At 36.4% G+C, this 21,389-nt stretch carries 21 protein-coding genes and 1 tRNA gene; 20 read left to right on the top strand and 2 right to left on the bottom strand.

Annotation, left to right across the window (positions count from 1 at the left end; genetic code table 11):
- Window positions 1-6: 6 nt before the first annotated feature.
- From KJ562_03030 to KJ562_02990, 9 genes are all read left to right on the top strand, one after another.
- A complete protein-coding gene (locus tag KJ562_03030; GenBank protein MBU3964664.1) occupies window positions 7-246 on the top strand; it encodes a glutathione S-transferase N-terminal domain-containing protein in 240 nt (79 codons plus the stop codon).
- A 49-nt stretch (window positions 247-295) separates the two neighbouring features.
- A complete protein-coding gene (gene gap / locus KJ562_03025; protein ID MBU3964663.1) occupies window positions 296-1,258 on the top strand; it encodes a type I glyceraldehyde-3-phosphate dehydrogenase in 963 nt (320 codons plus the stop codon).
- Window positions 1,255-1,440, top strand: a complete 186-nt coding sequence (locus KJ562_03020) for a hypothetical protein (GenBank protein ID MBU3964662.1) — start codon at window positions 1,255-1,257, stop codon at window positions 1,438-1,440. Before gap ends, KJ562_03020 begins: the two co-directional genes overlap by 4 nt.
- A 108-nt stretch (window positions 1,441-1,548) precedes the next feature.
- On the top strand, window positions 1,549-2,175 hold the full coding sequence (locus KJ562_03015; protein MBU3964661.1) for an acetate--CoA ligase family protein: 627 nt from the start codon (window positions 1,549-1,551) through the stop codon (window positions 2,173-2,175).
- The gene (locus tag KJ562_03010; protein ID MBU3964660.1) at window positions 2,172-3,542 is read left to right on the top strand and encodes a CoA-binding protein; all 1,371 of its coding nucleotides are present in this window, start codon (window positions 2,172-2,174) and stop codon (window positions 3,540-3,542) included. Before KJ562_03015 ends, KJ562_03010 begins: the two co-directional genes overlap by 4 nt.
- A 9-nt stretch (window positions 3,543-3,551) precedes the next feature.
- Window positions 3,552-5,966 (top strand): phosphoenolpyruvate synthase, encoded by a 2,415-nt coding sequence (gene ppsA, locus KJ562_03005; GenBank protein MBU3964659.1) that lies wholly within the window; start codon window positions 3,552-3,554, stop codon window positions 5,964-5,966.
- A gap of 15 nt (window positions 5,967-5,981) precedes the next feature.
- Window positions 5,982-6,701, top strand: a complete 720-nt coding sequence (locus KJ562_03000; GenBank protein ID MBU3964658.1) for a transposase — start codon at window positions 5,982-5,984, stop codon at window positions 6,699-6,701.
- Between the two features lie 83 nt (window positions 6,702-6,784).
- Complete coding sequence (locus KJ562_02995; protein ID MBU3964657.1) at window positions 6,785-7,729, top strand: carbohydrate kinase family protein; 945 nt, start codon at window positions 6,785-6,787, stop codon at window positions 7,727-7,729.
- A complete protein-coding gene (locus KJ562_02990; GenBank protein ID MBU3964656.1) occupies window positions 7,719-8,561 on the top strand; it encodes a class II fructose-bisphosphate aldolase in 843 nt (280 codons plus the stop codon). The genes KJ562_02995 and KJ562_02990 overlap by 11 nt, the downstream gene beginning before the upstream one ends.
- A 42-nt stretch (window positions 8,562-8,603) precedes the next feature.
- Here the strand turns inward: KJ562_02990 and KJ562_02985 are convergent.
- Window positions 8,604-8,675: transfer RNA gene (locus KJ562_02985), tRNA-OTHER, on the bottom strand.
- A gap of 260 nt (window positions 8,676-8,935) precedes the next feature.
- Between KJ562_02985 and trpS the strand changes: the two genes are divergently transcribed.
- The 3 genes from trpS to KJ562_02970 are packed head-to-tail and all read left to right on the top strand — an operon-like array spanning window position 8,936 to window position 10,580.
- The gene (trpS, locus tag KJ562_02980; protein ID MBU3964655.1) at window positions 8,936-9,922 is read left to right on the top strand and encodes a tryptophan--tRNA ligase; all 987 of its coding nucleotides are present in this window, start codon (window positions 8,936-8,938) and stop codon (window positions 9,920-9,922) included.
- 18 nt (window positions 9,923-9,940) lie between these two features.
- Entirely contained in the window at window positions 9,941-10,234 is a 294-nt protein-coding gene (locus KJ562_02975; GenBank protein MBU3964654.1) for a nucleotidyltransferase family protein, read from the top strand.
- Entirely contained in the window at window positions 10,227-10,580 is a 354-nt protein-coding gene (locus tag KJ562_02970; protein ID MBU3964653.1) for a DUF86 domain-containing protein, read from the top strand. Before KJ562_02975 ends, KJ562_02970 begins: the two co-directional genes overlap by 8 nt.
- Window positions 10,581-10,740: 160 nt before the next feature.
- Here KJ562_02970 and KJ562_02965 read toward each other — a convergent pair whose 3' ends face one another.
- Window positions 10,741-13,104 carry a valine--tRNA ligase gene (locus KJ562_02965; GenBank protein MBU3964652.1) on the bottom strand — a complete coding sequence of 788 codons (2,364 nt, stop codon included), beginning with the start codon at window positions 13,102-13,104 and terminating at the stop codon, window positions 10,741-10,743.
- A gap of 134 nt (window positions 13,105-13,238) precedes the next feature.
- Here KJ562_02965 and KJ562_02960 point away from each other — a divergent pair, with 134 nt between their 5' ends.
- The 8 genes from KJ562_02960 to ftsW all read left to right on the top strand — a co-directional run bounded on the left by KJ562_02960 (window position 13,239) and on the right by ftsW (window position 21,378).
- Complete coding sequence (locus KJ562_02960; GenBank protein ID MBU3964651.1) at window positions 13,239-13,598, top strand: response regulator; 360 nt, start codon at window positions 13,239-13,241, stop codon at window positions 13,596-13,598.
- Window positions 13,599-13,612: 14 nt separating this feature from the next.
- Window positions 13,613-15,040, top strand: coding sequence for an aspartate--tRNA ligase (aspS, locus tag KJ562_02955; protein MBU3964650.1), 1,428 nt, complete (start codon window positions 13,613-13,615; stop codon window positions 15,038-15,040).
- A 5-nt stretch (window positions 15,041-15,045) separates the two neighbouring features.
- Entirely contained in the window at window positions 15,046-16,059 is a 1,014-nt protein-coding gene (locus tag KJ562_02950; GenBank protein ID MBU3964649.1) for a serine hydrolase, read from the top strand.
- Window positions 16,053-17,144 (top strand): phospho-N-acetylmuramoyl-pentapeptide-transferase, encoded by a 1,092-nt coding sequence (locus KJ562_02945; GenBank protein MBU3964648.1) that lies wholly within the window; start codon window positions 16,053-16,055, stop codon window positions 17,142-17,144. The genes KJ562_02950 and KJ562_02945 overlap by 7 nt, the downstream gene beginning before the upstream one ends.
- Before the next feature lie 175 nt (window positions 17,145-17,319).
- On the top strand, window positions 17,320-17,517 hold the full coding sequence (locus KJ562_02940) for a cold shock domain-containing protein (GenBank protein ID MBU3964647.1): 198 nt from the start codon (window positions 17,320-17,322) through the stop codon (window positions 17,515-17,517).
- A 134-nt stretch (window positions 17,518-17,651) separates the two neighbouring features.
- Window positions 17,652-18,908, top strand: coding sequence for a hypothetical protein (locus KJ562_02935; protein MBU3964646.1), 1,257 nt, complete (start codon window positions 17,652-17,654; stop codon window positions 18,906-18,908).
- The gene (gene murD / locus KJ562_02930; protein MBU3964645.1) at window positions 18,905-20,272 is read left to right on the top strand and encodes a UDP-N-acetylmuramoyl-L-alanine--D-glutamate ligase; all 1,368 of its coding nucleotides are present in this window, start codon (window positions 18,905-18,907) and stop codon (window positions 20,270-20,272) included. Before KJ562_02935 ends, murD begins: the two co-directional genes overlap by 4 nt.
- Window positions 20,269-21,378: a putative lipid II flippase FtsW gene (gene ftsW / locus KJ562_02925; GenBank protein ID MBU3964644.1), complete on the top strand. Its 1,110-nt coding sequence runs from the start codon at window positions 20,269-20,271 to the stop codon at window positions 21,376-21,378. The genes murD and ftsW overlap by 4 nt, the downstream gene beginning before the upstream one ends.
- Window positions 21,379-21,389 lie beyond the last annotated feature (11 nt).

Genomic DNA, 21,389 nt, shown 5'->3' with positions numbered 1-21,389 from the left:
TTTGTTATGGCTATTGTGAAGATATATTCAACTCCAAGTTGTCCTTATTGCGAGATATTGAAACAATTCCTATATGAGAAGGGTGTAAAGTTTGAAGTTATTGATGTGAGCGACAATGAGGAGGCGCAAAACTATATCTTTGAAAAAACAGGCAAAATGGCAGTGCCTGTAACAGAAATTGATGATGAGATTGTGATTGGTTTTGATAAGCAAAAAATAATGGAGTTACTCCGCCTTAAAGATTAATCAACGAGACCCGGCCTCGTTGATGAGGCCGGGTCTCGTAAAAACGCCCATGGTAAAAATAGCTATAAACGGCTTTGGAAGAATTGGCCGACTTACTTTGCGCCATATTCTGCAAAGCGATTTAAACATTGAGGTCGTTGCTATAAATGACTTGGCAGACCGAGAAACTTTGCTTCATCTTTTTAAGTATGATTCTTCTTACGGAATCTATGACAAAAAAGTGGAAGCCAAGTTTTTTTCTGAACCAGACCCAGAAAAACTTCCTTGGAAGGATTTGGGCGTTGATATTGTTTTGGAATGCACGGGCGCTTTTAAGACAAGAGAACTCGCCTCAAAACACATAAAAGCAGGCGCTAAAAAAGTAATTATTTCCGCTCCTGCCAAAACAGATGATATCAAGGGTTATGTTATGGGAGTGAACGACGATGCTTTAGGAGATGAAGATATTGTTGATATGGGTTCCTGTACTACTAATTGTTTGGCTCCAGTTGTTAAGGTTCTGGATGACAATTTTGGTATTCAAAAGGGCTTTATGACAACTGTCCACAGTTATACCAATGACCAAAGAATACTTGATTTAGTTCATAATGATTTAAGAAGAGCAAGGACTGCGGGAATGAATATGATTCCTACTACAACAGGAGCAACAAATGCAATTTGCAAAATTATGCCAAATATGAAAGGCAAGTTGGATGGTATGGCAATAAGAGTGCCAACTACAACAGTTTCTCTGATTGATTTTGTTTGCCTTGTGGATAAAAAGACAACAGCAAAGGATGTCAATTCTGTTTTCAAATCAGCTGCTAAAAAAGAGTTAAAGAATATTTTAGCGGTTGAAGATGAGCCGTTGGTTTCAATGGATTTCAAAGGAAACCCTTATTCTGCAATTATTGATTCTTTATCTACAAAAGTTAATGAGAATTTGGTAAAAGTGATTGCTTGGTATGATAATGAATATGCCTACGCAGCTCGATTAGCCGAATTTGCGGAGCTTGTGGGAAAAAAATTATGAGAATAATCAAATGTGACATATGTAAAAAGCAAATTAAAGGAACACCGGTGACCGCTGGAGTCGGGTTTTTTCGTATAGTTGAACTTTGTGAAAAATGCGGAGCTCCCATTTTAAAATTTTTAGAAAAACATAAATTCATAGAATCCGAAAACAAAAAAAGAAAAAAAGAAAAGATTTCCTAAATTATATTTATATTACACAAAAACAAAACCGCTAATTTTGCGGTTTTGTTTTCATTTTTGGAAATATGAGATACAATTAAAGAAATTAATATACTCTTGAATTAAAATATGCTTCTGGGACTTGAAGAAACAAAAAAACTGCTTGCGAAATACAAAATTCCGCAAGTTAAGGCCAAGATTGTTAAAACCGTTAAGGAGGCAATTTTGTTTTCAAAACAGAATGAATTTCCAGTGGTTTTAAAAATTTTTTCTCCGAAAATAATCCATAAGACAGATATTTGGGGAGTGATTATAGATATTAAAAATGAAAAGGATTTATTAACTTCGTGGGTAAAAATTGAGAAAATCGCTAAAGCCAAAAAAACCGAAATTATTATTCAGAAAATGATTTTTGGAGAGCAAATTATCATTGGCGCCAAAAGAGATTCTGTTTTCGGGCCAGTAGTGGCTTTCGGTCTTGGCGGAATATTTGTAGAAATATTGAAAGATATTTCGTTCCGACTCGCGCCCATTAACAAGAAAGAGGCGAAAGAAATGATAAGCGAAATTCAAGGAAATAAAATTCTTAAGGGATATAGGAATAGAGAGTTGGTTAATCTCCTAAAATTAGAGGAGATTTTATTATCACTTTCTTTGATGATTTCAAGAGAACAAAGAATCAAGGAAATTGACCTGAATCCTGTAATAGCGAACAAGAAAGGGGCAATGGTTATTGATGCAAAAATTATCTTATGAAATTAAATTATCTTTTCAATCCAAAAACAATCGCTGTTATCGGTGCAACCGACAAAATTGGCTCGGTGGGCAGGGGATTGGTGAAAAATCTATTATCAGGAAAAGAGACATCCGCCAAAGCCGGGGCGAGGAGAAAAATCTTTTTAGTAAACCCCAACAGGAAAAAAGTTTTTGGCATTAAAACATTGCCTTCTGTTTTGGAAATAAAAGGAGAGATTGACTTGGCAGTAATCGCTGTGCCAGCCCAAGTCGTGTTGAAAGTAACAGAACAATGCATTCAAAAAAAGGTAAAATCAGTCATTATTATCTCTTCTGGATTTGCTGAAACAGGCACAAAAGGTGCTGTTTTACAGGATAAGGTAAAACAGGCCTTAACCCGCGCCAACACAGCGTTTGTGGGCCCTAATTGCTTGGGCATTTTAAGGCCTTGTACAGGGCTCAATGCCTCCTTTGCGCCGCTAACCCCGAGCAAAGGCAACATCGCCCTTATATCCCAATCAGGGGCTCTTATAGACGCTATTATTGATGCCTCAAATGGCAAGTCCTGGGGTTTTTCTGCCATAATATCTTATGGAAATGAAGCTGGCCTGAATTTGGTGGACTTTTTGAATTGGGCGAAAAACGACTCAAAAACAAAGGTAATCGCCCTGTATTTAGAGGGACTGAAAAACGGCAGACAATTTTTTGAAGCAGCAAAAGAAACAGCCATAAAGAAACCAGTTTTAATCTTGAAAGGAGGAAAAAATCCTAATTCAAAAAAAGCGGTTTCTTCACATACTGGCGCTTTGGCAGGAGAGAGCCAAATATATTCTGTTGCTTTTAAACAAGCTGGACTTATAGAGGTCTCCTCTATAGAAGAACTTTTAGATATTGCCAAGGTATTATCATGGCATGCAAAATGCAAAAATGGAATTGCTATCATAACTAATGGCGGAGGGGCTGGAATCCTTGCTGCTGATTATTGCTATCAATTTGGAATAAATTTGCCTAAACCAAATCAGGCAACATTAAAAAAAATAGAGAATTCAAAACTAATGCACCCCGGATATTCTAAAAGCAATCCAATGGATATAGTCGGGGATGCGCTTTCTAACAGATACGAAATTGCTATAAGCGCGATCATGGCTCAAAAAGATATTAATGGTTTAATTGTAATTCAAACTCCGCAAACAATGACTGAACCAATTAAAAATGCTAAAATTATAATAGAGGCGCAAAAGAAATGGCCCCAAAAACCGATTGTTGCTGCTTTTATAGGAGGTGAATTAACCGAGCCAGCAGTGAAAATTTTGGAAAAGAATCATATCCCGAATTATCCTGACCCGCGAAGGGCAGTGATTGCGATAAAATCATTAATCAGTAATTAATAATTATCTATGCTTAAAAAATATATTGTTTGGTTTAAAAATGTTGGAATCAAGGATGTTCCTTTAGTCGGAGGAAAAAATGCTTCTCTTGGAGAAATGTTTAGACATTTGGTTCCTGAAGGAATAAATATTCCGAATGGGTTTGCGCTCACCTCTCATGCCTATTTTCTCTTTTTAAAAGAGACCGGCGTTTATGACCAATTAAAAAAAGTTTTCAAAAACTTTAAACCCAATAATATCAAGAGCTTGCAGGAAACTGGCAAGAAATCTCGGGAATTGATTTTAGGAGCGGAACTCCCCAAAAAATTGGAAAGGAAGATTATTAAGTATTACAGAAAACTCTGCCAAATATACAAAGAGAAAGATGTTGTTGTTGCTGTGCGAAGCTCTGCAACTGCAGAGGACTTGCCAACAGCCAGTTTTGCTGGTCAGCAGGAAACATATTTAAATATTAAAGGAGAACAAGAGGTTTTAAGAGCAGTCAAAAAATGTATTTCATCGCTTTTCACAGACAGAGCAATTGCTTACAGGCAGGAGAAGGGTTTTGACCATTTGCAGATTGCCTTATCCGTTGGTGTGCAGAAAATGGTCAATTCCGGAATCGGCTCTTCAGGTGTAATGTTCACATTGGACACGGAAACAGGATTTCCTAATGTGGTATTAATTAATTCTATCTGGGGAGTGGGAGAAATGATTGTAAAAGGACAAATAACTCCTGACGAATTTTTCGTTTTCAAGCCAACTCTCAAAGAAGGATACAAATCCATAATTGTCAAAAATCTTGGCAGGAAAACGAAGAAACTAATTTATAGTGTTAATGGCGGACTAAAAGAAATTCCTGTAAAAAAGGAAGAGCAATTAAAATTTTCTTTATCTGATAATGATATTGTTACTTTGGCGAAATGGGCATGCACGATTGAAGATTATTATTCCGGGTTAAATAAAAAATGGATGCCACAGGATTTGGAATGGGCGAAAGATGGAAAAACAGGAAAACTTTTTATTGTCCAATCAAGGCCAGAAACAGTTCATCGCTCGGAAACGAAAACAACATACACAGAATATTCAATTCATGCCAAAGTAGAGCCAATACTCAAGGGTATTGCTATTGGAGATAAAATCGGCGAAGGAAAAGTGCGGATTGTTTCTGATGTAAAGAAGATGAGCGAATTTAAGAAAGGAGAAATTCTGGTTACTAAGATGACAGACCCTGATTGGGTTCCAGTTATGCAAATGGCATCAGCAATTGTAACAGACGAGGGCTCTAAGACCGCACACGCAGCGATAGTAAGCAGAGAATTAGGAATACCTTGTATTGTGGGAACAGAAAAAGCTACTAAGATTTTAAAGAACGGACAATACATAACAATTGACTGCACCCAAGGATTAAATGGCAGGATTTATGCTGGCAAGATTCCTTATGAAGTCAAAGTATACAATCTTAAAAAAGTGCCTAAAACGAAAATAAAAATTAGCGTCAACATCGGAGCGCCAGAATTAGCTTTCAAGACATCTTTTTTGCCAGTAAATGGAGTTGGTTTGGCGCGAGAAGAATTTATTATCGCACAGAAAATAAAATGTCACCCAATGGCGCTATATAATTTCAATAAAATAAGGGATGGAAAATTAAAAAAGCAAATTGAAGAATTAACCGTAGAGCATAAGGACAAAAAGGAATATTTTGTAAAGGAGTTGGCAGAAGGCATTGCTCAAATTGCAGCTGCTTTTTATCCGCAAGAAGCGATAGTTAGATTTTCTGATTTTAAAACAAACGAGTATGCTCAATTGATAGGTGGTAAAGAGTACGAGCCAATAGAAGAAAATCCAATGATTGGCTGGAGAGGCGCTTCGCGGTATTATGACGAAAAATATGCGCCTGCATTTGGAATGGAATGCGAAGCAATCAAAAGAGTAAGAGATATATTCGGATTAAAAAATGTTTCAGTGATGGTTCCTTTTTGCCGAACTCCAGAAGAAGGAGCAAGGGTAATTGAGTTGATGAAGAAATTCGGTCTTAAGCAAGAAAAGGACGGATTGAAAATATATGTGATGTGTGAAATTCCGTCTAATGTAATTTTAGCTGATAAGTTTTTGGATATTTTTGACGGAATGAGCATTGGGTCCAATGATTTGACCCAGCTTACAATGGGAATAGATAGGGACAATGCCCAAATTGCGCATATTGCTGACGAGAGAAACGAGGCAGTGAAGGAGTCATTGAAAATAGTGATAAAAAAATGTTTGGCAAGGAAAAAATATGTGGGCATTTGCGGAGAAGCGCCGTCTACATTTCCTGATTTCGCGGAATTTTTGGCAAAAGAGGGGATTGAATCAATGTCTTTAAGCCCTGACGCTGTGGTCAAAACACTGATAAGCTTAAAAGATAAAAAACAATCTGCCGAGATCGTTTCTCGGCAAGATTGAATCAATAATAGATGAATGCCATCAAAAAGACCTGAAATAGTAAATGGAGAAATATATCATATCGTCACCCGAACAATAGAGGGGATAGACCTTTTTCGTGGCGATAAAGATTATTTTCGAATGATAAACAACCTTTTTGAATTTAACGACGAAAATCCAGTATCCAGAGATTATAGAAGAAACTTATCTCCGCTATCTCTGCCGAGAAACGATCTCGGCGAGAATAGAAAGAAAAGGAAACTTTTGGTAGAAATTTTGGCATTTTGCCTAATGCCAAATCATATTCATTTGTTAATAAAACAAACTTGCGATAACGGAATCAGCAAATTAATGCATAAGATTGGAGCAGGTTATAGTGGTTACTATAATAAAAAATATGAGAGGAATGGACATCTTTTTCAAGGAAGATACAGGATAGTTCGTATCGAGACAGAAGAGCGATTAGAAACTGTGTTTGTTTATATACACACAAATCCAATGTCATTAATAATTCTGGAATGGAAAAACAAAGGAGTGCAAATAGAAAACATAGATGCGGCAATTGATTTTTTAGAAAATAAATATAAATGGTCAAGTTATCCAGATTATTTAGGAAAGAAAAATTTCCCTTCTTTGACAAATAGGGAATTTTTAGAGAAAATAATGGAAGGTGCAGATGGTTGCCGAGAATTTGTTAATAATTGGCTTAAGTTTAAAAAAGAATTAGTTGATTTTGAAGAGGTAGTAATAGAATAGGAGAATCTAACTGAAATCCGCCGAGAAACGATCTCGGCGGAAATAGAAAAAAGCAAAAAGGATTATGAATAAATATAAGGATTATGCAAAAATATGATGTAATAACATTTGGGTCTGCCAGCGAAGACATATTCGTTTTTTCAAAGGAGTTTTTTGACCGGAAATTCTGCTTTCCATTGGGCGATAAGATGGATGTAGAAAATTTGATTATTCGCACTGGCGGAGGAGGGACTAATACTGCAGCGACTTTTGCCCTACAAGGATTGAAAGTCGCTTTTTGTGGGAGCGTTGGCAAGGACTATGCTGGTTTTTCTGTGCTTTTGGACTTGAAAAAACGAAAAATATCAACAGAATTTCTAAATTCTTTAAACAATAAAACCACAAATCATTCTGTTATTCTTAGTAAAAAAGAAAAGGGCAAGGTCATTCTTGCTTACAGGGATGCCTCAAATTATATCCCTAAAAACTTTAATTTTGATAAATTGAAAGCGCACTGGTTTTATTTAGCCCCTCTTGCTGGCGAATGCGCCAAAAAGACAAAACAAATTATTGATTTTGCGCATAAGAATAAAATAAAGGTGGCTATCAACCCTAGCAGAGAACAAATTGAAATGTACAAAAAATCTTTTAAAGCCCTGTTGCCAAAAATTGATATCCTGCTTACTAATGAAAAAGAAACAAAAATGCTTTTTGGAAACCGCAAGACAGAGGATATATTCCGGGAAATCAAACCATTTTTAAAGGGATTATTCGTGACAGGAGGGGAGAATGGACTTATGGCTTTTGACGGAAAATTTGTTTATAAAGGGGATGTTTTTAAAAGTAAGATTTCTGATTTGACTGGAGCAGGAGACGCTTTTGGTTCTGGCCTTGTGGCATGGCTCATAAAAAAGAAAAACATGATAGAAGCAATCCAATTTGGAAGCGCAAATACTGTTGCTTGTGTCAAAGAATGGGGAGCAAAAGACGGATTATTGAAAAAGGGTCAGAAGTATCAGAAAATTAAAATCAAAAAATATGAGCTCTAAAAATAATTCTCTTAAATATTTTTTACAGAAAGCTCATAAGGAGAAATGGGCGATAGGTCAATTCAATTTTTCCTCAATTGTTCAATTTAATGGAATAGTCAAGGCAGCAATGAAGAAAAATGTCCCTGTTATACTTGGAACCAGCGAAAGCGAGGCGGATTTTTTGGGCATAGAAGGAATCAGAAAATTTATGGACAATTTTAGAAAACCTTACCCTAATCTTTTTCTGCATTTAGACCACGGGAAAAGCATAAACATCATTAAAACGGCGATTCAATACGGATATGACTCTGTTCACTTTGACGGGTCTGGTTTGAAATTCGAGGAGAATATAAAACAAACGAGAAAAGTCGTTGAATATGCGCATAGAAAAGGGGTATTGGTTGAGGGCGAGATAAAATCAATCAAAGGAAGCTCGGAAACCCATAAAAAAAGCTTCAAGGCAAAAGAGTCATTTTATGAGGATATAGAAAAGGCGAAGAAATTCGTAAAAGCCACTGGCATTGATTCATTGGCAATAAATATTGGTAATGTTCACGGAACATATCGGAATAAAATAAGGCTTAATATTGATTTGTTGAAAAAAATCAATAAAGAGATTAAAGTATTTTTAGTTCTGCACGGGGGGTCAGGGACTGATGAGAACGATATCAAGAAAGCCATTAAAAATGGAATTGTTAAAATAAATATCAATACTGAATTGCGAATTGTTTGGAAGCAGGCCTTGCAAAAGGAGTTAAAAAAGAAAACAATTAAGCCATACGAAGTTTATCCGAAAGTCATTGAAGCAGTTCAGAAAAAAGTAGAAGAAAAAATTAAGTTGTTTAAATAAAAGAGAAAAGGGATCTCATAGAGATCCCTTGTAATGCGCTGAAGTGGCGAGAAGGATTTGAACCTTCAATCTATCGGATATGTCCGAGTGCTCTTGCCAGCGAGCTATCGCCACTTCTTAGTAGTGTGCTGGTGCGGAGGCGAGAATTCGAATCCCGGGCCTCTCTTGTTCTTCCGAACTTGAGCTGGGACTATCAGTCCTTCATGGTGACTGCCAGACATCAAGCTAGGTTCGCTTATCCTTTTCTCGCACCAACAGTCTTGGTGGATTAGAATTGCGCTACCTTAATCGGTGTTAGAAGAGTGCTCTACCCCTGAGCTACCTCCGTAATGTTATAAGCCTAATAAATAAATAAAAATTTGTCAAGTAATTTTATGAAAAAAACGATTTTAACAGGGGATAGGCCGACTGGACCATTACATCTTGGCCATTATGTCGGTTCGCTTAAAAACAGAGTGGAACTTCAAGACAAATACGACTCATATTTTATCATTGCTGATTATCAGGTTCTATCAGACCAATTGTCTAAGGTTGAAAATATAGAAAAAAACATCAAAGAAATTGTGCTGGATTATTTATCTGTTGGCATTGACCCGAGTAAATCAACCATATTTATCCAATCCCAAATACCGGAAATCGCGGAATTAACACTTTTGTTTTCAATGCTGATAACAATGGCGCGAGTGGAGAGAAACCCGACCGTCAAAGACGAGATAAGAGCGTCAGGCACTAAAAAAGCGAGTTTGGGATTTATTGGTTATCCTGTATCCCAGGCAGCTGATATCTTGTGCGTAAGAGCTGATGCAGTACCAGTGGGCAAAGACCAATTGCCACATATTGAAATTACGAGGGAAATCGCTACAACATTCAATCGTTTATTCGGCAAAGTGTTTCCTGTCCCAGAAGCAATAATCGGACAAACGCCAACTTTACCCGGATTAGATGGCCAGAAAATGTCAAAATCAAGAAACAATGCCATATTCTTATCTGACAGTCCCAAGATTGTGGAAGAAAAAGTGATGAAAGCAATTACTGATACTAAAAAAATACGAATAGATGACCCGGGTAGACCAGAAATTTGTAATATTTATCAATATTATTTAGCTTTTTTCCCAGAAAAAGCTTTGGACATTAAATCCTTATGCGAAACAGGCAAAATCGGATGCGTTGCCTGCAAAAAACAGTTGGCAGAGATGTTGAACGAATTTTTAGACCCAATTCGCAAGAAGCGAAGCCAATTTGCCAAAAAACCAAATTTGATAAAAGAGATTTTGGAACAAGGGAGAAAAAAGACCCAAAAAAGAGCAGTAGAAACACTAGCGCTCGTGAAACAAGCAATGAGCATAGATTATCGCCTTTAATTAAGTTATAATAGTAGTATGGCTAAGCTTATTCAGATTCAAAAAAACCTTAAAGAATTAGAGCCGATTTTAAAAGACAAGTTTAAAGTAAAAAAAATCGGTGTTTTTGGCTCTTATGTAAAAAATAAACAGAAAAAATCTAGCGATTTAGATCTCTTAGTAGAGTTCTCGGAACCAATCAGTTTGTTCAGCTTCATCGGGCTTGAAAATTATCTAAAAATACAACTAAAACTAAAAGTTGATTTAGTAATGAAAGATGCGCTTAAATCCAGAATCAAGGACGGAATCATTAAAGAAACTGTTTATGTCTGAAAGGGATTATAAAGTATATATTGATGATATTCTTGAGGCAATAGAAAAAATAGAAAGATATACGGAAAAATTAGATTTTAGCGAATTCTCAAAAGACCTTAAGACAGTAGACGCAACTATTAGAAACTTCGAAATAATAGGCGAGGCTGCAAGGCGTATCCCTTCAGATATAAAAAAACAACATTCTGATATTCCATGGAAAATTATGACCGGAATGCGCAATAAATTAGTACACGAATATTTCGGCGTGGATAAAAAAGTTCTTTGGAAAACGATCAAAGAAGATTTATCTCCGCTCAAACCACTTGTGGCACAAATCCAAAAAGGCAGGAAAAAACTACTTTAACTATATCCTTATTTCCTCAACAGACATCAATAAAGAGCAACAGAAACCCTATCGCTTGTCAAACAATCAATGAAAATGAAATACTGAATTATCAAAAGATGAAATAATAAAAACAGCGGGTCCTCCGCTGTTTTTATTTTGTAATATTAATATATGGAAATTATACTAATTTTATCGCCTTAACTGACATTAATTTGCTAATCAAGGGCAAGTATTTTTTTATTTTTGTTTTGTTTTTGACTTTTATTGACACCGACTCAATCTCTGCCTTCATTGAGAGTTGGTTCTCTGATTTGTATTTTCTGATTTGGGCAATAGCATCAACCGCTGTTTCAAAATCGCTGGCAACTGTTGGGAAATTAAACTGTTTCTCTATATTCGGCAAAAGCGTTAAATGTATACTTTTTGTTTTTTCTGTTTTTCTGAAATAATCCTGATACACTTCCTCTGTTACAAAAGGCATAATTGGCGCATAAAGTTTTAATATTCCTAAGACAACGATATAAATCGTAAATTGTGCTGCTTTTAATGTTTCCTCGTTTTTCGGCTCATAAACCCTTGTTTTCACAATTTCAAGATAATTATCGCAAAAATCCTTCCAGAAAAAGCTGTCTATAATCTCCTTGGCTCTCGGATATTGATATGAATCCATTTTGCTAACATAATCCTTAACAGTAGTATTTAGTTTTGTGAGAATCCATTTATCCTCATCTTCCAAATTTTTGGCATCACTGCTTTTCAATGAATAATTTGTCAAATGCATAAGCGCGAATCTGGAAGCATTCCAAATCTTGGTAGCAGTCCTTTTGCCTTGTCGGATTTCCTCTTCGCTGAATCTAAAATCATCTCCCATTCCTGCTTGGCTTGCCCAATAGCGAACAGCATCAGTGCCATATTCTTCCAGAATCGTTTCAGGGTCTATTGTATTGCCTTTTGATTTAGACATTTTTTCTCCTTTTGAATCAAGAACATGTCCAGAGATAAAAACATCATGCCATGGAAGTTTTTTGTAATGCAGATAAGAACGGGCAAGTGTATAAAATAACCAAAAATTAATAATATCATGTGCCTGTGGCCTCAAAGACATTGGAAATATTTTCTCTCTTGTTTTCTTGTCTTTTACTAAAGACAAGGCAATTTGCGGGGAAAGAGAACTTGTTGCCCAAGTGTCCAAAACATCTGTTTCTGGAACAAATTCATTGCTCCCACAGCTGCACTTTTTTGTAGGGTTTGAGTGAAGCGGGTCAACTGGTAAGTCATTGATTGACGCTGTAATAACTTTTCCGCATTTTTTGCAATGCCAAGCTGGTATTGGAATACCAAAATATCTCTGTCTTGAAATACACCAGTCCCAACGCAGGCCATTAATCCAATTATCCAATCGGATTTTCATATATTTGGGATACCAATTCAATTTATCCGATTGTTTTAAAAACTGCTCCTTTAAATCAAGATACTTTATGAACCATTGCTTGGTAGGCAGAATCTCTATTTCTGTCCCGCATCTCTCGTGGACATTAACCGAATGATTGATGGTCTTCTGGGAAGCCAGCAGTCCCTTTTCTTTAAGTTTTTCTATAATCATCTTGCGCGCTGACTTTACAGAAAATCCTTTAAACTCTTTGGCAAGCTCATTAAGTTCTCCCTGCTTGGTAATTGATATTCTTAAAGGTAAATTATGTTTAAAATACCAATCCAAATCAGCGGTATCTCCAAATGTGCAGCACATTACAATTCCGCTTCCTTTTTCTCTATCAACTTTGTTATCTTGTAAAATTTTAACTTTTTGCTTAAAAAGCGGGACAATAACGGTTTTTCCGACTAAATCCATATATCTTTTGTCTTGCGGATGAACGAAAAGAGCAACACAGCTTGGCAAAAGCTCTGGCCGAGTAGTTGAAATTATTATTTTCTTTTTGTTTTCCAGTTCAAAATATATATCATTAAAAATAGTTTGCTTTTCCTTGTCTTCAAGTTCTGCCTGCGCAATGGCGGTTTGGCAAGACGGGCAGAAAAGAGTAGGGGATTCTTTCTGGTATATCCTATTTTGTTTAAAAAGTTCCAAAAAGTGCTGTTGGCTGATTTTCTGTACTTCTGGACTAATGGTTGAGTAAATGTTTGAGAAATCACAAGATGCGCCAATTCTTTTCCAACCAGAGACAAATTCCGGCAAAATCTTGCTAATCGTTTTTTGGCAAAGCTGAACAAAATTCTTCCTGCCAACCTCAAACAAAGTAACGCCATTAATAGACTCAACCAATTTTTCAGTTGGCAGGCCATTATTATCAACCCCAAAAGGAAAAAAGACGTTTTCTCCTTTCATCCTGTGATAGCGGGCGATAATATCCTCGTGTGTGTATGAAGAAACATGGCCAATATGCATTTTCCCGCTCAAAGTAGGCGGGTCTGTGTCTATGGAAAAAATCTTGCCTGATTTTTTAGGATTAAATTTGTATAAGCCCTCTTTTTCCCAGAACTTTTGCCATTTCAGTTCCTGTTTTTTAAAATCATATTGTTTCTGCATATTTTTCAAAAGTAATTCAATTATAGCAAAACTCCTAATTTTCGCAATATCATTGCTTAATTGTACTGGCGTTTTTTTTGATTTCGTGTAAAATAAATAAACATTAGCAAACGCTTGGGGGAGCGTCCAAAAATATGAAGAAGATACTTTTGGTTGAGGATGAAAAGATGACGAGAGATATTTATGTCACTAAGTTTCGGGAAACAAAAGACATAACAGTCATCACTGCGATAACCTCCAAAGACGGGGATGAAATCTTAAAAAATGAAGATATTGATTTAATGGTTTTGGACATCATTCTTCCAGCAGAAAATGGTCTTTTGTATCTGGAAAGATTACGCAAGTCCGGAAATAAAATCCCTGTTCTCATTCTTTCTAATTTAGAAGGCAAGGAATATCGACAGAAAGCCAAGGAACTGGGCGCAACTGATTATTTCCTAAAAACCGATTATACGCCGACAGAACTTGTGGAATTAGTTAAAAAATTAATTTAATATAATACATCAATATGAAAAGGACGCTTATTGCAGAGACCTCGCAACATATTGGCGAAAAAGTGAAAGTATCAGGATGGATTCACACATACCGTTCGCACGGAAAACTGATTTTTATTGATTTGCGGGACAGGTCTGGGCTTTTGCAGGTGATTTTTTTGCCCAACTTAAGCGGAAGTATTTTAGAAACAGCGAAAAAATTAAGGCCAGAATGGGTGATTGAAATAACTGGAACAATCAAAAAACGAGAAGGCAATACCGAGAATAAGAATATTGAGACAGGGGCAATAGAATTATGTGCCGAAGAAATCAATGTTTTGTCTGAAGCAAAAACACTGCCTTTCCCGATTGACAATGATGGCTATGAAATTAAAGAAGAAAAGCGATTAAAATACAGGTATCTTGACTTGCGAAGAGAGCGAATGAAAAACAATCTGATTGCCCGCCAAAAGACAGCTATTTTTATGAGAAACTTTTTGAGTGACAGGGGATTTCTTGAAATTGAAACCCCGATTTTGACTAAGTCAACGCCAGAAGGAGCAAGGGATTTTTTGGTGCCTTCCCGCCTACAGTCAGGAAAATTTTATGCCTTGCCTCAAAGCCCACAGCAATATAAGCAATTACTGATGGTGGCTGGTGTTGAAAAATATTTCCAATTTCCCCATGTGTTTAGAGACGAGGATTTAAGGGCTGACCGGTTATTTGAACATACGCAAATGGATATAGAAATGAGTTTTGTGGAACAAGAAGATGTTTTTGCCCTAATAGAAGAAATGATGATTGATTTAGCAGAAAATATTTTTAATAAAAAGATACAAGAAAAACCTTTCCCAAGAATCACATACGCAGAAGCGATGAAAAAATATAAAAGCGATAAACCGGATTTAAGGAAAGATAAGGAGAGTGGAGAATTAGCTTTTTGTTGGGTATTGGACTTTCCAATGTTTGAGGTTCTTGAAGATGGTTCAATCGACGCAGTCCACCACCCATTTACTGCGCTTGGCGATGAAGACCTTAAAAAATTCAAAACAATGAGCGTTGAGGAATTGAGGAGCCCAAAAGGAAGAAAAGAGGTTCTTGGGTTGATTGCTAAACAATACGACTTGGCATTAAATGGAGTGGAAGTAATGGGCGGTTCAATAAGAACCCACGAGAGAGAAGTTTTAAAGAAAACATTTGAGGTCTTGGGGCATAAACCAGAAGCAGTAGAAGAAAGGTTCGGACACATTTTAGAAGCATTTGAATATGGCGTTCCGCCTCATGGAGGAATTGCCGCGGGATTTGATCGGCTATTACAAACCATACTCAACGAAAAGAGCATCAGGGAAACAGTTGCTTTTCCAACTGCTACTTCTGGCATCACCTCTGTAATGGACGCTCCTTCTTCTGTTTCAGATAACCAGTTAAGAGAACTCGGAATTAAAATAATAAAAAAAGATTAGACCAAATGAATTTGGAAACCTGGTATCCAAAGGCAAAATTTAAGTTTAACCTACCAAAAACCAAAAATATTGTGGCAGGAGGATTATTGCTCGCCTCAATTTCAGGGAGTATTGCTTTGGGAAAAATTGCCAATGAATATCTTTATTGGAAAAAAACGAAAGATATTTATACTGCTGCCGTGGTGAGCGCGCCAGTGGATTATTCTTTTTTAAAACCGTTTAGGAATTGGAAAACAGGAGAATTGGAGGGACTGAAAGCCAAATCAGCCATAAGTTTAGTGACTGATTCTGGGAGCCCACGAATGATATTTGATAAGTCGCCTGACGAAATAATGCCAATCGCCAGCTTGACTAAACTGCTCACTGCCTATATTGTTCTGCAGAATTATGAGCTTGACCAAGAGGTTGTTATATCCCAAAGAGCTGTTGACACTGAAGAAATTATTGGCGGATTCTGGGTGGGTGAAAAATTCACTGTTGACCAATTGCTTCACTCAATTCTTATTGAATCAAGCAACGATGCTGCCAGAGCTTTAGCAGAAATTATGGGAGAACAACAGTTTGTCAATCTTATGAATAAAAAAGTTAAGGAAATCGGCTTGAAATACACTCATTTTATAGACCCGATTGGTCTGGACCCTGATTTTTTTGGAGGAGGATATAATTATTCAACTGCGAATGATTTAGCAATGATGGTAAGACATATTCTTCAAGAAGCAGATACGAATCCCGAGATAGCAAGAATATTTGAGATTACTAGAAACCCAAAATACCCAATTACTCTTGCTAACGGACGGGTTCATCATGAAGCGATAAGCACCAATAAATTACTTAGCGAATTCCCCAATACATTCGGAGCCAAAACAGGGCAAACTCCAATTGCCGGGCAATGCCTGTTAGTGATAATGCCTCAACCGAAAAATGGTGGGCATGTTATAAATATAGTATTAGGGTCAAGCGACCGATTCAAGGATATGGAAAATATTATTAATTGGATTAATACTGCTTTCGTATGGTAGGGATAAGCATAATTCAAAACCTTCAGAATGCTGACCTTACATTTAGTGTGCTTAAAATTTTAACATTAGGAGCCATCTCTTTTATCGTCGCAATATTAGCGACGCCTTTTCTTACTCACTTTCTTTATAAGTACAAACTTTGGAAAAAAACAGGCAGGGAGAAATCTATTGATGGGAAAGAAATGCCTGTATTTAAAAAATTTCATTCAGACCAAGAAGTAAAAACTCCTCGGTTGGGAGGAATTTTGATTTGGACCATTCCGCCGATATTGGCAGTTGTATTTTTTCTTTTGACTGAATTTAACGGCACATTTATCCAAAAATTAAATTTTTTAAGCCGTTCCCAGACCTGGTTGCCTTTATTTGCAATGGTAGCAGCATCAATCGTTGGATTAGTAGATGACCTGCTTCAGGTGAGGGGCAAAGGGAAATACATTGGCGGTGGATTAAGTTTAAAATACCGCTTAGGTTCAGTTTTTTTAATAGGGCTAATAGGCGGATGGTGGTTTTACTCAAAGCTCGGATGGATAAGTTTGCACATCCCTGGAAATGGAGAATTATTAATAGGCGCTTGGTATATTCCATTTTTCGTGTTTGTAATGATGGCTGTATATGCTGGGGGAGTGATAGATGGAATAGACGGTCTGGCTGGAAGCAGTTTTTCAACAATCTTTGGGGCTTACGCTATTATTGCTCTTTTCAGAGGGCAGATAGATGTCGCTGCTTTTTGCGCAGTAGTTGCAGGCGCTTTACTCGCATTTCTCTGGTTTAATATCCCTCCTGCCAGATTCTATATGGGAGAGTCAGGGACAATGGGGCTTTGCACTGCCCTTACGGTCGTAGCTTTTCTTACTGATTCGGTTTTGGTTTTGCCGATTATTGGACTTCTTTTAGTGGCAGAAGCTGGTTCAGTTATACTTCAACAATTATCAAAAAAATTTCTCAAACGCAAAATTTTTCTGGCTGCTCCGCTTCATTATCACTTTGAAGCTAAGGGCTGGCCACATTACAAAATCACAATGAGGTTCTGGGTCATCGGCCTAATTGCCGCCATTATCGGAGTCGCCATCCGTTTGCTGGGCTAAAAAGGGTATTTCTTTGTAAAAAATTTGACAAGATTTAATTGCTGTGCTATCCTGTACGTACAAGTATAGTTGTCTAGTGAAAAGTCGTCGAGTTTCTTGAGGACGCTAATCTTTAGAGTGAATCCTTTTTGGATGAACTCTTAAAAAATTATAAATTAATCTAATCTTTACTTATATGGAAGGAACAATCAAAAAACTTACTGATAAGGGATTCGGATTCATTGCAATCGAAGGCGAAGAGAAAGATTTATTTTTTCACGGTAATGAGCTCGTTGGCGTAAGCTATGATGAGCTTAGAGAAGGTGATAAAGTATCTTTCGAAAAAGCTGATTCTCCAAAAGGAGAAAATGCGGTGAAAGTAACCCGAATTTAATCGGTAATCTAAGTTACGAAAATAGTTTTGCCCCGACGCAAGGTCGGGGCAATTCTATTTTAATATCAATCTTAATAGACATTTAGGGGTAAAATGATAGAATTAAAAAATAGTTAACTAAATAAAAAGGCAAAATGAACGCCGGAGAAATCCAAAAAAAGCATAAAGAATTTGTTTATAAGGGATTTGACTATAAAACAGTCGGAACAGATTTGAAAATCTGGTTTAATTTTTCAATTAACCCGGATTTGAAATTTACGACAGAAATCATAATCAAGAACATTGAGAAATCAGAACTCAAAGATATTGATAATTTAGTATTCCATCTTGGATTGATTGAAATGCTCAATTATTGGAAATTGACCTGCTCTCCGATAATAAAGATTGAGGCAGGCAATCTTGATAAACAACAGATTACTTTTTTAAAAAGAATCATTATCAATGGAATGGGCCAGTATTTTTATGAAAATAAAATTGATTTCAGAAAACCAAAATTTTTAGAAATAATAGTAAATAAAAACAAACCACAATTCAAACCATTAGAGAAAAAGCTGAATAATAAAAGGGTTCTGGTTCCTATTGGCGGGGGAAAAGACGCTCCAGTAACGCTAAAAATGCTTGACAAACAAAAAAAGAATATTGGCTCATTTGTCCTCAATGCTATTAAACCGCAAAAAGATATTATAAGAATCGCTCGGCTTAAAGAAAATATTTTTATTGAAAGAAAGTTAGATAGCAAGCTCTTCGCCCTTAACAAGAAAGGGCTCTTAAATGGCCATGTGCCTTTTTCAGCGTTTCTTTCTTTCTTGTCTATCCTTTTGGCGGAAATATTTGACTACGGGACTATTGCTTTTTCATGGGAAAAAAGCGCTGACGAAGGAAATGTAAAATACCAAGGCAAATGGATAAACCATCAATGGTCAAAGTCATCTGAATTTGAAAAAATGATGCAAAATTACGCTAAAAAATATCTTTTGAAAAATATTAAGATTTACAGCCCATTGAGGAAGTTGTCAGAAATAGAGATTATCAAAAAATTTGCTGGATTAAAACAATATCACCCATTTTTTTTAAGTTGCAATAATGCGTATAAAACAAAAAACGCATCCAAGAGATGGTGCGGGAAGTGCGCAAAATGCCTATTTGTGTTCAGCGCTCTTTATGCTTTTGTGGAAAAAAAAGACATGATAAAAATATTTGGAAAAAACCTTTTTGAAGACAAAAAGCTTGTCCCATTGATGGAGCAATTGATTGGGGAAAAAGCGTTTAAGCCATTTGAATGCGTGGGAACAATCTCTGAATCAAAGAAAATAATTAAGTCCTGTATTGAAAAAGAAAGGCACAACCTACCTATTGTTCTGAAAAAAATAAGCGAAACAATAAAGAGATGAAGCTAACACAGCTTGAAAACAAAAAAATTCTGATTTTAGGGCTTGGCCGAGAAGGAGAGTCAAGTTTTAAGTTTCTACGGAAAATTTTTCCTGATAAAATTATTGGCTTAGCAGATAAATTAGAGTTTAGAGAATTATCAAAAACTCTGAAAAGAAAAATCAAGAAAGATGAGAATACAAAGCTGCATTTAGGGAATAATTATTTGAAATCAATAGGGGATTATGATGTTATAATCAAAACCCCGGGCATCTCTAGAAAAATATTCGCCCCATATATTTCTAATAATCAAACTATCGCCTCTCAAACTGATATTTTTCTACAAAATTATTCAAAACAAACTATCGGCGTAACCGCCACAAAAGGCAAGGGCACTACTGTGAGCTTGCTTTATAAAATTTTTGAAGAAAGCAATCATGAGGCAGAGCTTATCGGGAACATCGGGAAGCCGGTTTTAAACTATTTTAAAGACGGAAAATCCAAAAAAACATTTATTTTTGAAATATCTTCTCATCAATTAGAGGATATAAAAGTGAGTCCATATATCGCAATATTTTTAAATATTCATGAGGGGCATTTAGATTATTACAAAGACACCGAAGAATACTTTGCGGCAAAAAAGAATATTACCCTTTGGCAGAAAAAAAACGATTTTTTTATTTTCAATTCTGATTCTCCTCGGTTGAAAACTTTAGCAGAAAAAACCAAAGCCAGAAAAATCACTTTTGGCAAAGATGATTCAAACGACTGCTATTTTAATCAAGAGGCAATATTTTATCAAGGAAAAAAGGTTACAAAAGTGAAGGATATTCATCTGCAAGGAGAACATTTCATATATGATATAATGTCTGCAATATGCGCTGCCCGCTTATTTAATATTCCTTTTTCAAAAATCAAAAAATCAATATCTGATTACAGAACTCAAAAGCATTGTTTACAGAAAATAGGAAAATTTAAAGAAATTATTTTTTATGACGACAGCTTTGCAACCGAGCCAATCGCTGCCATAAGCGCTATAAAAGCCATCAACCCACAGACCATTATATTGGGAGGCCATGAAAGGGGACTGAATTTCTCTTCATTAGCCAAAATAATTATCAAACACCGCATTAAAACAATTATTGTTTTTCCGCCCGCAGGCAAGAGAATCAAGCAAGCCATTATGGAAACAATGGGTGAAACAGATGAAAAACCAAAATTTATTCTTGTAGATAATATGAGAGATGCGGTCAAGGCATGCTATCAACATACTGCCAGAAAAGGAATCTGCGCGCTGTCTCCGGGTTGCGCAAGTTTTGGAATATTCAAGGACTATAAAGACAGGGGAGACCAATTTCAAAAATTCGTTAAGCAATTCGCTAAATGAAAAAACAAAAAAACAAGCCCGACCTAATACTTTCGCTCACTATCTCTCTTTTATTGATTTTAGGATTTGCGATTCTTGCCAGCGTTTCCTTAACAGTATCTCAAAAAGTTTATGGAAATTCTTTCCAATACCTGATGCACCAAATAAAATACGGATATTTTCCAGGACTTATACTGGGCTTCCTGGCGTATAAAATCAATTTAAAGTCATTAAGAAAAATATCCCTGCCAGCGCTCTTCGGGGTGATAATATTAATGATGCTTGTATTCGTGCCAAAAATCGGCGTACCAATAGGCGGGGCAAACCGTTGGGTCTCCTTGGGACCAATTACGATTCAGCCGTCCGAATTATTAAAATTAATCTTTATTGTCTATCTTGCTGCCTGGCTCACTAAGCATAAGGAGCAAAATAAAAAAAGGGTCCAATTGTTTTTGCCATTCATAATAATTTTAACTGTTGTCTGCGTTCTATTAATCAAACAGCCGGACATCAGCACATTAGCCACAATCGCAGCGATTACATTGGTAATGTACTTCAGCGCTGAAACCCCTTTTTGGCAAACCGGGTTGCTGATTTTGTCTGGAATCGGGGCCTTGGCTATATTAATCAAGACCGCGCCATACCGACTAAATCGGCTCTTGGTTTTCCTGCGGCCTGACGCCCAACCATTAGGAATCGGGTACCAAATGAAACAAGCGCTTATAGCTATTGGCTCTGGCAGCATAATAGGGCAGGGACTTGGATTGAGCGTTCAAAAATCTGGATTTCTTCCTGCTCCAATGACTGACAGTATATTCGCTGTATTTGCAGAGGAAACAGGATTTATTGGAGCCATCATATTAATATCATTATTTTTGATATTTGCTTGGCAGGGTTTTAAAATAGCAAAACAATCTTCGGAAATATTTTTTAAGCTTATAGCGATAGGTATTACATTTTGGATAACACTCCAAGCATTTATTAATATCGGCGCTATGATAGGAATTTTGCCACTCACAGGAATTCCGTTGCCATTAGTGAGTTATGGAAGCTCTCATTTAGTAATGGAACTAATAGCAATCGGTTTGTTGTTGAATATATCAAAACAACCTAAAAATAATTTTTAAATTAAAAATTT

It is taken from the genome of Patescibacteria group bacterium (assembly GCA_018900835.1).
Taxonomy (GTDB): Bacteria; Patescibacteriota; Minisyncoccia; order Minisyncoccales; family PEYH01; genus PEYH01.
Note: the sequence above shows the minus strand (reverse complement) of the source record. Positions and strands in the feature narration are given on the sequence as shown.

What these genes read in the sequence shown, in the direction of transcription:
- KJ562_03030 (MBU3964664.1), top strand. Translation starts at nt 7, where the DNA reads ATGGCTATTGTGAAGATATATTCAACTCCAAGTTGTCCTTATTGCGAG.
- gap (MBU3964663.1), top strand. Translation starts at nt 296, where the DNA reads ATGGTAAAAATAGCTATAAACGGCTTTGGAAGAATTGGCCGACTTACT.
- KJ562_03020 (MBU3964662.1), top strand. Translation starts at nt 1,255, where the DNA reads ATGAGAATAATCAAATGTGACATATGTAAAAAGCAAATTAAAGGAACA.
- KJ562_03015 (MBU3964661.1), top strand. Translation starts at nt 1,549, where the DNA reads ATGCTTCTGGGACTTGAAGAAACAAAAAAACTGCTTGCGAAATACAAA.
- KJ562_03010 (MBU3964660.1), top strand. Translation starts at nt 2,172, where the DNA reads ATGAAATTAAATTATCTTTTCAATCCAAAAACAATCGCTGTTATCGGT.
- ppsA (MBU3964659.1), top strand. Translation starts at nt 3,552, where the DNA reads ATGCTTAAAAAATATATTGTTTGGTTTAAAAATGTTGGAATCAAGGAT.
- KJ562_03000 (MBU3964658.1), top strand. Translation starts at nt 5,982, where the DNA reads ATGCCATCAAAAAGACCTGAAATAGTAAATGGAGAAATATATCATATC.
- KJ562_02995 (MBU3964657.1), top strand. Translation starts at nt 6,785, where the DNA reads ATGCAAAAATATGATGTAATAACATTTGGGTCTGCCAGCGAAGACATA.
- KJ562_02990 (MBU3964656.1), top strand. Translation starts at nt 7,719, where the DNA reads ATGAGCTCTAAAAATAATTCTCTTAAATATTTTTTACAGAAAGCTCAT.
- trpS (MBU3964655.1), top strand. Translation starts at nt 8,936, where the DNA reads ATGAAAAAAACGATTTTAACAGGGGATAGGCCGACTGGACCATTACAT.
- KJ562_02975 (MBU3964654.1), top strand. Translation starts at nt 9,941, where the DNA reads ATGGCTAAGCTTATTCAGATTCAAAAAAACCTTAAAGAATTAGAGCCG.
- KJ562_02970 (MBU3964653.1), top strand. Translation starts at nt 10,227, where the DNA reads ATGTCTGAAAGGGATTATAAAGTATATATTGATGATATTCTTGAGGCA.
- KJ562_02965 (MBU3964652.1), bottom strand. Translation starts at nt 13,104, where the DNA reads ATGCAGAAACAATATGATTTTAAAAAACAGGAACTGAAATGGCAAAAG.
- KJ562_02960 (MBU3964651.1), top strand. Translation starts at nt 13,239, where the DNA reads ATGAAGAAGATACTTTTGGTTGAGGATGAAAAGATGACGAGAGATATT.
- aspS (MBU3964650.1), top strand. Translation starts at nt 13,613, where the DNA reads ATGAAAAGGACGCTTATTGCAGAGACCTCGCAACATATTGGCGAAAAA.
- KJ562_02950 (MBU3964649.1), top strand. Translation starts at nt 15,046, where the DNA reads ATGAATTTGGAAACCTGGTATCCAAAGGCAAAATTTAAGTTTAACCTA.
- KJ562_02945 (MBU3964648.1), top strand. Translation starts at nt 16,053, where the DNA reads ATGGTAGGGATAAGCATAATTCAAAACCTTCAGAATGCTGACCTTACA.
- KJ562_02940 (MBU3964647.1), top strand. Translation starts at nt 17,320, where the DNA reads ATGGAAGGAACAATCAAAAAACTTACTGATAAGGGATTCGGATTCATT.
- KJ562_02935 (MBU3964646.1), top strand. Translation starts at nt 17,652, where the DNA reads ATGAACGCCGGAGAAATCCAAAAAAAGCATAAAGAATTTGTTTATAAG.
- murD (MBU3964645.1), top strand. Translation starts at nt 18,905, where the DNA reads ATGAAGCTAACACAGCTTGAAAACAAAAAAATTCTGATTTTAGGGCTT.
- ftsW (MBU3964644.1), top strand. Translation starts at nt 20,269, where the DNA reads ATGAAAAAACAAAAAAACAAGCCCGACCTAATACTTTCGCTCACTATC.